Annotated in this window: 8 protein-coding genes; all 8 read left to right on the forward strand. The window is 36.4% G+C overall.

What is annotated here, in order from left to right; translation table 11 throughout:
- Nucleotides 1-8 precede the first annotated feature (8 nt).
- The 8 genes from PVV65_RS04345 (at nt 9) to PVV65_RS04380 (ending at nt 11,222) form a co-directional block, all read left to right on the forward strand.
- On the forward strand, nt 9-779 hold the full coding sequence (locus PVV65_RS04345) for a class I SAM-dependent methyltransferase (RefSeq protein ID WP_273789339.1): 771 nt from the start codon (nt 9-11) through the stop codon (nt 777-779).
- Between the two features lie 399 nt (nt 780-1,178).
- Nucleotides 1,179-2,273 (forward strand): tRNA (adenosine(37)-N6)-threonylcarbamoyltransferase complex transferase subunit TsaD, encoded by a 1,095-nt coding sequence (gene tsaD / locus PVV65_RS04350; RefSeq protein ID WP_273789340.1) that lies wholly within the window; start codon nt 1,179-1,181, stop codon nt 2,271-2,273.
- Between the two features lie 683 nt (nt 2,274-2,956).
- Entirely contained in the window at nt 2,957-3,391 is a 435-nt protein-coding gene (locus PVV65_RS04355) for an EVE domain-containing protein (protein WP_273754021.1), read from the forward strand.
- 760 nt (nt 3,392-4,151) lie between these two features.
- Complete coding sequence (locus PVV65_RS04360; protein ID WP_273754022.1) at nt 4,152-4,832, forward strand: response regulator transcription factor; 681 nt, start codon at nt 4,152-4,154, stop codon at nt 4,830-4,832.
- A 669-nt stretch (nt 4,833-5,501) separates the two neighbouring features.
- Nucleotides 5,502-6,818 carry a COG4223 family protein gene (locus PVV65_RS04365; protein ID WP_273789341.1) on the forward strand — a complete coding sequence of 439 codons (1,317 nt, stop codon included), beginning with the start codon at nt 5,502-5,504 and terminating at the stop codon, nt 6,816-6,818.
- Between the two features lie 11 nt (nt 6,819-6,829).
- Nucleotides 6,830-8,401 (forward strand): heme biosynthesis protein HemY, encoded by a 1,572-nt coding sequence (locus PVV65_RS04370; RefSeq protein WP_273789342.1) that lies wholly within the window; start codon nt 6,830-6,832, stop codon nt 8,399-8,401.
- A 157-nt stretch (nt 8,402-8,558) separates the two neighbouring features.
- Nucleotides 8,559-9,305 (forward strand): glutamine amidotransferase, encoded by a 747-nt coding sequence (locus PVV65_RS04375; protein ID WP_273754025.1) that lies wholly within the window; start codon nt 8,559-8,561, stop codon nt 9,303-9,305.
- A 942-nt stretch (nt 9,306-10,247) separates the two neighbouring features.
- Nucleotides 10,248-11,222 carry a DUF2125 domain-containing protein gene (locus PVV65_RS04380; protein WP_273789343.1) on the forward strand — a complete coding sequence of 325 codons (975 nt, stop codon included), beginning with the start codon at nt 10,248-10,250 and terminating at the stop codon, nt 11,220-11,222.
- Nucleotides 11,223-12,555 lie beyond the last annotated feature (1,333 nt).

Consider the following 12,555-nt stretch of genomic DNA (forward strand, 5'->3'; position numbering starts at 1 on the left):
GTAATATTTTGAAATTTATTTCTACATGGTATGTTAAGTTGGATATCATTACACTGAAAGATTTTTATGCTTCTGCACTTGGATTGCGTGTGCAAAAGACGCTGTGTGACCAATTGAATTTATGGTGGCCCGATCTTTCGGATAAACGGGTTATGGGGTTGGGTTATGCACCTCCTTATCTTTCTGCATTGCGTGAACGTACTCAACAATGTTTTGCTTTTATGCCAGCAAGACAAGGTGCTTCGTCTTGGCCTTGTGTTGAGAAAGTTGCTACAGCGCTTGTTTTTGAAGAAGATTTGCCGCTTTCTGATGCATCGGTTGATTGTATTTTATTGGTCCATGCCTTGGAATATACAGAGAATTCATTTGAAACGTTGAATGAAATATGGCGTGTTTTAGCCCCCAATGGTCATTTGATTGTCATTGTTCCTAATCGCTCTGGCTTTTGGGCACGTAATACGACCACGCCTTTTGGTTACGGCGAACCTTATACTCGACAACAGATTATTCGTTTGTTTGAAAAGACAAATTTTGTCTCTGGGCCAATACAAGAAATTATCCATTATATGCCTTCTACAGGTTATGTTTCGCGATTGTTCTCATTTTTTTATGAGCCATTTTCACGCTATCTTTTTCCTTATTTTGGTGGACTTTTAATCTGTCAGGCGCAAAAACGTATCTATCAAGGATTACTTGTACAACGTCGTCAGTCACGACGTGTTTTTATTCCTGCTTTATCCCCACAGACAAGAAATATTTTAATTTATAAAGATCATTAATCATTTTGTCATTGATATAAGAACTGCAAATATATGAGGCTTTTTTCATTTCAAATTTCTTTCATATTGAATCAAATAAAATCATTTGCTTGTACATCACAAGCGGGTGGGTCATGTAGATCAAAATTAGACAAGAAAGGACATGCTTCATATGGACTTGCCTCAAGGACTGTAGGGCTGTTACAATATTTTAGAGTAGGTCCAAGGGTGTGATGGTGGTGCTGGCTTGCTCTTTTATTAAGTGTAAAGAGAGTGGTGTTTAATGGTTTTCTTTATCGTTAGGATAAACATTTAGCATTTTATAATTCATTATCCTGTCTCTTAAGAGAAATGCTTTGCATCTTTTTCTGTTCATGATACGCACGCAGGAAAGAAGGTTCAAATAAGGTTTTGTTTAAAATGCGTCTGTTGGGAATAGAAACAAGTTGTGATGAAACGGCAGCGGCTGTCATTGAATACAACAATAAATCAAACAGCCGAATTCTTTCCAATATTGTTTGGAGTCAAATTGATCATCATGCACCTTACGGCGGTGTTGTTCCTGAAATTGCCGCTCGTGCCCATGTTGAAATTCTTGATCATTTAATTCTGCAAGCCCTCACAGAAGCAAACACAAGACTAAAAGATATTGATGGCATTGCAGCCACCAGTGGACCTGGTTTGATAGGGGGATTATTGGTAGGTGTTATGAGCGCAAAAGCACTCTCTCTTGCCACTGGAAAACCATTTATTGCCGTAAATCACTTAGAGGGACATGCTTTAACAGCTGTATTAACGCACAATGTCAAGTTTCCTTATTTATTACTTTTAGTTTCAGGGGGACATACACAAACAGTCCTTGTTCATGGAGTAGGAAACTATCAGCGTTTGGGAACCACCATTGATGATGCATTAGGAGAGGCTTTTGATAAAACCGCAAAACTTTTAGGTCTTCCTTATCCTGGTGGACCAGCACTTGAAAAAGCAGCTTTATTGGGCGATAAAAATCGCATCCCTCTTCCACGACCTTTAAAAGGTGAAAAACGGTTAGATTTTTCTTTTTCAGGCCTTAAAACGGCTGTTCGACAAGCCGCAACAGCTATAGCTCCTCTTACAGAAAATGATGTTGCTGACATTGCAGCAAGTTTTCAAGCCGCTGTAACTGATACGGTGCGTGATCGCGTTCAGTTGGCTCTACAACACTTTACTAACCAATATCCTCTCTCTCATGAACAAGAAAAGTATCCTCCTGCTCTAGTTGTTGCGGGCGGGGTTGCCGCAAACAAAGAACTTCGCTTGACATTGCAAAAACTTGCTCATCAACATGGTTTCGAATTTATCGCACCTCCTCTTTCCTTGTGTACGGATAATGCAGCAATGATTGCTTTTGCCGGTGCGCAAAAGCTCGCACGTGGAGAAACAAGCTCACTCGATATCGCCCCTCGCTCACGTTGGCCCTTAGATGAAAAAGCCTCCCCCTTAATCGGGACAGGACGCCGTGGAACAAAAGCATAAGAAAATTGCTTTCCCGCACCTTTTTAAAGAACAAAGCTTTTCACTCAATCCGGTCTGTAAACAATCCAGATAGTTATTGAATCAATTTCTCACCCGCCGATGATTCCATCTGTCTCTCATTTCACACGATTCACTTAACCCAAAGCTTGATACACAAACTTAAATATTCACCACATATTTTAAAAGCATTTGATATTTCAAAGAAAACTACCTTATATCACCACACCTTAAACGAAAGTATTTTACGACATAATAAGATACACCATACACTACCAAAGCATAATATGAAGCATCCTTTGACATCTTCACCTTTGAACCCTCCATTTGTTTCATTGCTATTGTTATAATTTTTCAAAATCAGTTTTCTTACCCAATTTTTTCTAACACTATGCTCTCATAGTGAGCGCGTTTCAAACCATAGCTGAAAAGATGATTAGCCTCTCCATTGCTGAGCAATTTTCAGTCTATTCTTTGATACATCACTATATTATTCTGCTAAAAGATAAACAAAGAGCAAAGTACCTTTATATTTTATTATCAATGAAGCGTATTTCTCTATGACACGTTACTTCGAAACAAAAAACAGATAATGCTCATTCTTTACGCCATTTTAAAAATCGTCATTGATGATGTTACCAAAATGCTTATAAAAATACATAACAATCTATGAAAAAGGTGAATGCATGGCTTATTGGCTTTTTAAATCTGAACCTCATAAATGGTCATGGGAGATGCAGAAGAAAAAAGGTGTTGATGGTGAACAATGGGATGGTGTCCGCAATTATCAAGCCCGTAATCATATGCGTGCCATGAAATATGGTGATAAAGGTTTTTTTTATCACTCAAATAAAGGTTTAGAAATTGTAGGCATTGTAGAAATATGTGCTGAAGCACACCCTGATTCTACAACCTCTGATCCACGCTGGGAATGTGTGGATATCCGCGCACTTTGTGATATGCCAATACCTGTTTCACTAAAACAAATTAAAGCCAATCCAAAATTAGCAAATATGGTGCTGGTCAATGCCAGCCGCTTATCAGTACAACCCGTTACAGAAGATGAATGGAAAGAAGTGTGTTTGATGGGCAATCTTAAGAAGGAAATGCTTTTATCTTAAAACAATAATTTTTTTTATTATGCATCCTTTCTCAAGATAGGCTCTCCCCAAATTGACAAACACTTTCTTCATGATGCATCTTTTCAGAATACTCAACAATTATAGTGGATAACACCACGAGCACTAAACCAACTACTTCGCATAAAAATGCGCCGAAAAAACAAATGTGAATCAAAAAAACAACAAAAACGATCGTGAAATACTCCTAAACAGTGCACCTTTACTAAAATGTTGTATAGCTCTCTTCACATTTAAAAACGCACCATATTGCTTTATAAAGGGTGTTCATTGTTTTACATGTGGATGAGAGCTCCTCATACCGTAAGATTTTCTTATTCCAAACCTACTCTATGTTGAATCAATCAAAATCATGTCTTTTATATGTTAAAAACAGAAAAGACTGCGTAGATAAAAACATACCTCTTATGAAGAATCTCAAATACCAAGGATAAGCAATATTGGAAGTAAACTCAAATATAATAGCACCGGCTTGTTGCTCTATGAACGTAACGATGATGGTCTTCCATGGAGAAAACACACCCTAAAGTATAAAACAACGCTTCCAATCAATGTATAAATATTCTACACACGAAAAATATATCTTCTTTTTAGCAAGCAACCATAGAAATCATAAAAGAAGTTTATTTTTTCAAGATTTTCTTTTTTAACTTTCCTCTTTTAATTTTTCTTGCATGAAATCTCATTTTTCATGAAAATGCTTTTTATCAATAAGTGCATCAACATGCCTATAAGGAAAAATATGAACCACCATATTCTTTTAATCGTTGAAGATGATGATCTACGCCCCATTTTGGTAGAACAATTGCAAATGCATCAAGAGTTTGAAATTTTCCAAGCAAAAACAGCTGAAGCAGGAATGAAAATAATCCAAGCAGAAAATATTGATCTCACCATTTTGGAACTTGAACTTCCTGATCTTGAAGGTCGAAAAGCCATTAAACAATTACGTATCCAAGGATTTCGTGCTCCCATTATTATGATAACGAATGATGATACAGACTGCGATAGTATCTTAGATCTTGAAACAGGTGCCAATGATTATGTGGCAAAACCCTTTCGCTTTGCGGTGTTATTAGCGCGAATTCGAGCCCAGTTGCGTCAATATGAACAAAATGAAGACGCAACCTTTCATATTGGCCCCTATACTTTTAAACTAAGACAAAAACTTCTTCTTGATCAATGCAACAATAAAATTTACCTCACAGAAAAAGAAGCAGCGATTATCAAATGTCTCTATTATGCTAACGATAAAATTGTCAGCCGTGAAACATTGTTAGAACAAGTTTGGGGTTATAATGAAAATGTTATCACACATACTTTAGAAACCCATATCTATCGTTTACGACAGAAAATCGAAAATGATCCCTCCAATGCACAAATTCTCATGACTGATCAAAATGGTTATCGTTTAAACCTCTAATTTGATATGGATTTTTTTCAAAAATAATTTTACTATCTTCAGCCTTCCTTTGCATTAAAACAACAACAAGATGAAAAAACGCTTACATGCAATTTGGGTGGTAGCGTATAGAGTTTTTCCCTATCAGCACTCTTATAACAAAATACAAAAAAACTATTCTGAAAATATCCCAATACAAAAGCACACAATAGAAATGCTCTCAACCCTCACTATATATTTGGCAACTTCTGCTATATGCTTTTGCTCTCTTTAAAAATTTTAATATGTTTCGTATACAAATAATCATACTTATCTTTTAGCAACATTTTTTGGCTTACATTGAGAGTTATTTTTCCTCCATCCCTTACTTATCTCTTCTTAAGAATTGATTTTTCTATGAGAGAATGATTTTATTTGGCACTTTTTTGAATTTTATGGCATTGTTGATTAAAAACTGAAGCTGTATTTTTGAGTATAAAATGAATATATGTTTTTAAAAACTTGTCTATTAAAGTTTATCATTGTAAATATTATTGAGAAAAATGCGATTTAGAAAATTTTTATAAAGTTATAAACTTTATGAGAAGTGTGTAAAGAGAACAAAAATATTTGAGAAAAGCTTCATTTTTAAAACTTTTTTCATTTTATTATTTTATCATTAGAAAAAAGTGTGCACAAAAAGTGACAAAAATGGTCGATTCTTCAAAACAGAAAGTTAAATCACATTATGCTGGTACGCGTCGTAGGAAGCCAGTTATTGAACATGAAGCTGTTTCCCATGATTCAGAAGAAAAAATACAAAATTCTGTAGAATCTCATGTCCAAGAAAAACAGAATATGCAAAATCAGGATCAAAGTATTTCTCGTACAGGTTGGTTTTTGTTGCCTCTTTCAGGGATTTTAGGGGGATTCATTGCTTTGGGAATTTTTGTGGGGCTTCAATGGTCGGGTTTGTTTTCTTCTCCTTTTGTGAACAATTCTGCTGAAGGAAAAAAAGTTTTACAGATTGTTGAAGCTACAAAAGGCCAAAGTGAAGAAACAAGAGAACAATTGGAGCAGGTACTTCAAGAGATTGATGCGTTAAAAACAGCGTTTTCTTCTGAGGAAAATTCTGTTAGAGGGGGAAAAGTTTTACAGATTGCTGAAGCTGCCAAAGACACAAGTGAAGAAACAAAAGAACAACTGGAGCAGGTATTTCAGGAGATCGATGCGTTAAAAACAGCGTTTTCTTCTTTTTCATCACAACAATTTCAAACAATCAGAAACGATGAACTCTTGCAAAAGGAAAGCAGAAGAGCTTTTGCGACTTTAGAGGAAAAAGTAAAAGCTCTTGAAGAGGCTGTACAAACTTTTGTTGGAGAGTCAAAAGAAATAGAAACGACTTTGTCTGTCGGGCAGAACAATGCACATGATCTTGCTTTATTAAAAAAACAGTTGGAGGCATTACAGAAAGAAATTTTTGTTAAAAATAATGAGAAAAAAGAAATAAATACAGCACTTTTTACAGCAATCAGCTCGTTAAAAAATGCTGTAGAGCGGGGTGGATCTTATAATAATGAATTAAAGCTGTTAGAGCAATTATCACCTTCGATTGATGGACTTGATGTGTTGCAAAAGACAGCTACTATAGGTCTTCCAAGTTCAGCACAACTCTCTGTTGATTTTGCACGTGTTGCTGATGCAATTGTTGGTACGCAAAATATGGTTACGTCAGATGCTGGTTTTTTTGACCGAATTTTAGCGTGGGTAAAAGGGCTTGTTGTTTCGCGACCAATTGGAAATGTTGAAGGGATGACGCTAGGGGCTATTACAGCACGTATGGAAGTTGCTATTCAAGCGGGTGATTATGAAAAGGCTTTGAGCGAATGGCAATTATTACCTCAAAATGCAAAAGATGTTTCAAAGGACTTTGTTCAGCAGCTTGAGAGACATATTGCTGTTCAACAGTTGCTGCAGCAATTACTGTTGTCTGTGCAACAAGGGTCTTTAAAGGCAACAAAGATGTAAATAGGCTCCAGATGATACGTGTTTTTATTTATACTTTTGTTGTTTGTGTCCTTGGATTAGCTTTTGGGTGGGTTGCTAATCACAATGGTATTTTTGTCCTCACATTTTTGAATTTCAGATTTTCTGCTTCATTGCTTACAGTGTTAAGTGTGCTGACTTTGCTTTTTGTAATGCTGGTGCTTTTGTGGTGGTTATTCTCTTTCTTTTTTTCCATACCAAGTGCTCTTTCCAATTATTTTTATAAACGCCATCGAAAGCGCGGTTATGAAGCTCTCTCAAAGGGAATTCTTGCAACTTTTGCTGGTGATGGTATGGTTGCGCAAAAAATGGAAACACAGGTTGCTAAATATCTTGCAGGCAAACAAGAGCCTTTGGTAAAACTCTTAAAAGCGCAAACCTTGTCTTTACAAAATAACTCTGTTCGGGCTATCGGTCTTTTTGAGGAGATGAGAAAGGAAGATCCAACAAAACTGGTTGGACTTTACGGTTTGTTTCGTGAGGCGATGAAGAGTAAAGCTTATGAAGCAGCACAACAATATGCAGAAGAGGCGCTGACTTTATCGCCAGCGCTTGTATGGGCACATCAGGCGGTGCTTGATCGGTTGGGTGCTGAGGGTAAATGGGATCGGGCACTTACTGTTTTTGAAAGAGCACAAAAAATTCTCCCGCGTTCTGCGCGCGCGACTCCAGAGCGACAGCATATACAGGTTTTACTGTTAAGTGGGAAAGCTCTTCATCTATTTGATACACATCCAGTACAAGCACGTGAAGCTATTTTGAAAGCTCATAAATTAGCGCCTGATTTTGTTCCAATAACGATTATAGCTGCTGATATTCTCTATAAATTAAATGAAACGCGTAAAGCGGATAAAATGATTATAGCGGCTTGGCAAAAGGATCCTCATCCTGATTTGGGGACGCTTTATCTTGAAAGAGAAGAAGGAGCCATTGGGCGATTGAAAAGGGCTAAAACACTTGCTTCTTATAATAAAGATACATTTGAGTCGGCTTTCCTTATTGCCAAAGCTGCTTTAGATGCTGGTGAAACGATATTAGCAAGAGAGCAGGCACAAAAAGCATTGCAGTATCATCCACGGGAAAGTGTTTATTTATTATTGGCAGATATTGAAGAAGCACAGGGAAACAATCAAGGTGCTGTGCGTCAATGGCTTTCCTTAGCTCTTCGTGCTGAACGTGATCCAGTATGGATGTGTGAGGGATCCATTTTTTCTTCTTGGTCAGCTGTTTCTCCAATCAGTGGACGTTTGGGGTGTTTTGAATGGAAAGCACCTCCCGCACCTCTCCGTGTACCTTCTCTTACATTAGAGGCGGTCAATATTGTGCCAAAAAAGCAAGATAAAAAGGATGTTGAGAAAAAAACTGAAGGGATTGAGGATAAGAAGCTTGAAGAATCAACATCTATAGACGATTCTTTTTTGCATAATATGCAGGTGGAAAAAAAAGATATAAAAGAACAAGATGCAAAAACATTCAGCCAAATTCATTTAAATGTTGATGATCCAGGGGTTAAAACAGAAGAAGAAAGTACGTCTTTATCGAGGAAAAAACTTCGTTTATTTTAAATTGCGTCAATAGGGGTAATTGGAATGTTTTCTCAGAAGAAACAATGAATGTAGAAGAAAAAATTTATCGTTAATTTTGTCCAATAAAATTATTCTCTTATGCTTGTATGCTTAAAAAATGAAGTTTTGCTTGTTTAGAGAGGTGGTTGGTTAAAAAATGTTTTTAAATAAGAGATGTCTTGATAAAAAGCAAAAAAATAGCAAACCAAGGATTGCAGTCGTTATTCATCGGTGGTCTCCCTATACTGGTCGTTTAGGAAAAATTTTACAAAAAAATGGTTTTGTTCTTGATGTTTATCGTCCTATTTTTGGACAAAAACTCCCTGATACATTAGAGTATTATGCCGGTGTTGTTATTTTAGGGGGACCGATGAGTGTGAATGACTGTGAGGCCTATATTGGTGAGGAAATTGATTGGATTTCGTTATCGCTAAAGGAAAATAAGCCTTTTTTGGGTATTTGTCTTGGAGCACAAATGTTAGCGCGAAATTTAGGGGCACGCGTTGGTACAAGAAGTGATGGGACAGTTGAAGCGGGCTGGTATCCACTCGAAGTGACCCCACAAGGAAAGGAATTGATGAATTGGCCAAAAATGGTCTATCATTTTCATGATGAAGGTATTTATGATTTACCAAAAGAGGCGATGCTTTTGGCAACAGGGCATACATATCCTACACAAGCTTTCCGTTATGGGAATAATGCATGGGGTTTACAATTTCATGCTGAATTTACGCGCGCTATGATGCGGCGTTTGGTTGCACGTTCAGCGCATAAATTGACTGAAAAAGGTGCCCAACCTGCTTGTGCACATTTAAAAGGGCGTTTGATTTATGATCGAGCTTTAAGCCAATGGTTTGAAGGTGCATTACGGCAGATCTTTTGTACATCTCCAGCACTTGTGTGAGGAGGTGGTTTTTAGTGGGCTCATGACCTTCATGTAAAATAGAGCGTCATTTGGTTGCAGAGTTAAAGGCTTGTTTTAAAGAAACATCTCTCAAAGCGCACCCGAGAACATTTTATGGCGTCGACCATGAATAGTATAATGATAAAGCCTCCATGGAATAATATAAAATCTATAGAGCACAACCATTTTTATACTTGTGAAGGAGTAAGGTAGCGCCATCACAAACTTTTCCAGCCCCTAATATTACGACAACCCTTGGTCTTTCTCGACAATTCATGAAAAGGCATTTTTGTTCTTTCTTACACGGTTGTACCTCTATGTCAGCTCCGCTTTTGGCGTGTAAGAAAATGATTTCTGATTAATTCAACCTGGAATAGGTTTGAAATAAGAGAATCTTACGATATTCGGGACTCTCAATTCAATATGAAAAACAATGAGTTATCATTGTAAATCAATACTTTGCTATTGTCATTCTTATTGTACTGTAAAGTAATGTTGTTTAAGGCTAAAGATAGACAGCGCATGTAAAGCTTTACATATAAGGTATTTTTTGTTAAAAGGTGCAAAGGGTTTTCTTAAGAATTTTTTGCTTCTTGAGTGTATGGAGTGCTGTGCTTTAGGACGGTGAATTATGACCTCCATAACATGATCAGCAGATATAAGCTGGCTAGATTAAGAAGTTGGGTTGTTTGTAAACTTGTTGAATGTTTAAGAAACTTTATCCTTTTTAGGGTGGGGTGAAAATCAAAAGATAAAGAAAGTTTTAAAGTTGTCTACATCCTCTCAAATGCCATCATCACGAAAAAGTTTCTCTTTGCGCTATTTATTATGTGGACTGTTTTGTCTTGCTCTGATCCTCATTTATAGCGCTTTCTGGTTTTTTTTTCACATAAAATAGAAAATTATGTTTCTGATATATCTGCAAAAGCATCTTCCGGTAATATGACCGCGGTGTGTGAGAATGTGCGCAAGAATGGTTATCCTTTGCGTATCGGTGTTGTTTGTGACAAATTTCAATTTTCTTGGCCTTTATACGGGGTTTCTTTATCGACGGGGCGTTTGACGGCTGGTACACCAATTTATGCCCCTCATTTGGTCGAGTTTAATGTTGATTCTCCTGCATCAATTATTTTCTCTGAGAAAACTTCCATAGTATCCCATTGGAATAAGTTGGTGATTGAAACGGAGCCTTATTCGAAAAAACGTCAGACATTGAAGTTGATTGCTAAAGGGCTTGAATTCTCTTCTCTTGAGGATAAAAAACTTCAAGAAGCATTGGGATTAAAAGCGACAGACAAAAAGGTGACACAACAAAATGTTGAAGATCCAGCTTTGTTGCAAGATACTCCTGATGGGGTTTCACAGCCATTGGAGCCAAAAGATGTCTCTCAAAAAATAACGACAGAATTTTTGCGTCTTGATCTTAAACGTGAAAAGAATCATTTTTCAGGAAATACGACTTTTGATGGTTTTGATGTTTCTCCAATTTTTATATCCTCTTCTGTTGAAATTCCGAAAATTGATGGCAATTTGGAATGGATTTTAAATGATGCCTCCCTTTTGTCTGAAAATGAAGGAAAAAATTGGAAACAGCGTCTGTATGGGAAAAGTGGTATTTTAAAGCATGGTAAATTGACTTTTCATACAGGTGGTGGGGTACATATTAGTGGACCTTTTTCTTTTGATGATGAAGGATATTTGTCAGCAACATTTGAACTTGTTTGTATACAGCATGTGAAGTTTCTTGAAGTTTTGCAACATTTGTTTCCTGAAGAAGCGGATAATTTTCAAGCGTTACTTTTTATTTTGAGTACACTCCCTAAAAATGCAGATGGCTCTCCCATTCTTCCCTTAACGATTAGCCATGGCTGGGTAAGCTTAGGATTTTTAAAGCTTGGTCGTCTTGCTCCACTTTAGGTTTGAGAAGAAATTAGTAAGAATATCTGTATGGCGAGGTATTGTTTTATAAAAAGTGTTCACATGTTTTACATCTTGAATGTCGTAAGACTCTCCCATTTCAATCCTATCTATATTGAATCAAATAAAATCATTCCTTTGCACATCACAAATGGGAAAATCATATAGGTTACTGATCAAAAAATGGCTAAAATACTTCTTATAAACCGTCTCAATAGTTTAAAGGTATTGCACACATTAGGGGCTGGAGAAGTGTGTGATGGTGCTGCCTTACTTACTTCTTCATAAGTATAAAAGATGATTGTATTCAGTGGATTTACCATTATATTATTCATGAGCGCTGGTGCAAAATGGACTTGGGCGTGCTTTGAAAGATGTCTCTTTAAAACAAGCTTATAAATCTGCTATGCAGTGGACCTTTGTTTGGGGCGCTTTGTTTTACGTGAAAGTCGTGATTCTCTTAAAGAATGTGATAAACAAAAGCGTGAGGCAATCAAAAAATTCTATTATTTAAAAAAATATTGCTCTAGATATTTTTGAAATCCGTAAAGCTGAATTAAAAAATGATGATAAGGATGGGAACAGATTTATTTTAAAACTTCATGTTTTCCCTAAATTAGCTTGTTTCCTTGTTTTAGAGATTACGCAAATAGAGATATGCATCTCTCTCTGCTCCAATTTAGCATATAAAAGTTGATAAAGCTCGTAAAGCTCTGAATCTTCTAATATTTGTTTAAAACATGCTGCTGCATTAGGATTGAATGTCAGTTTGCAAGCAGCAGAAAAAGTATGCACTCTCTTAGGAAAAAGTAGACTTTTAAAATAAGGTGAATTGTTTTTTTACATAGGTGGTAGGGCGCGTATTAGTGGACTTTTTTTATGAGGGAAAAAGCATATTGCGTATATCTTTTTGGGTAATCTCTGAAATAAGTAAAAAGTCTAGTTGGAGAAGAAGATGAAATCATGAAGGTGAAAATCGACATTCATTTTTACGGTTATTTTTTAATTTGATTATACGCTTTCCAAAACTATTTACAGCCATGTCTTTTAAATAATGGATAACGCGTGCTCTCTTATTTTTCTGTTCTTTAATGGAATTATGTTTTCTACGTAAAATATATTTGATCACATATTCCTACATTTGTTAAAAAAGATATTTCTAGTGCTTCTTATTTTATAAATACCCCGTAAATGGTATAACGATAAGGTGCATTAAGCACTAGCATCTTTATAACTTATGGTGTCATAAGCCAGCATCATCATACGATTACTATTTGTCAGCTCGTGTGTGTTGTGACAAGTTCTTGAGTCATTGAGACGGTTCATAAGAGGC

Source organism: Bartonella sp. ML70XJBT (assembly GCF_028618425.1).
GTDB lineage: Bacteria > Pseudomonadota > Alphaproteobacteria > Rhizobiales > Rhizobiaceae > Bartonella.

Coding starts and splice junctions, on each gene's coding strand:
- PVV65_RS04380 (WP_273789343.1), top strand. CDS start 10,248: ATGACCGCGGTGTGTGAGAATGTGCGCAAGAATGGTTATCCTTTGCGT.
- PVV65_RS04365 (WP_273789341.1), top strand. CDS start 5,502: ATGGTCGATTCTTCAAAACAGAAAGTTAAATCACATTATGCTGGTACG.
- PVV65_RS04360 (WP_273754022.1), top strand. CDS start 4,152: ATGAACCACCATATTCTTTTAATCGTTGAAGATGATGATCTACGCCCC.
- PVV65_RS04355 (WP_273754021.1), top strand. CDS start 2,957: ATGGCTTATTGGCTTTTTAAATCTGAACCTCATAAATGGTCATGGGAG.
- PVV65_RS04375 (WP_273754025.1), top strand. CDS start 8,559: ATGTTTTTAAATAAGAGATGTCTTGATAAAAAGCAAAAAAATAGCAAA.
- tsaD (WP_273789340.1), top strand. CDS start 1,179: ATGCGTCTGTTGGGAATAGAAACAAGTTGTGATGAAACGGCAGCGGCT.
- PVV65_RS04370 (WP_273789342.1), top strand. CDS start 6,830: ATGATACGTGTTTTTATTTATACTTTTGTTGTTTGTGTCCTTGGATTA.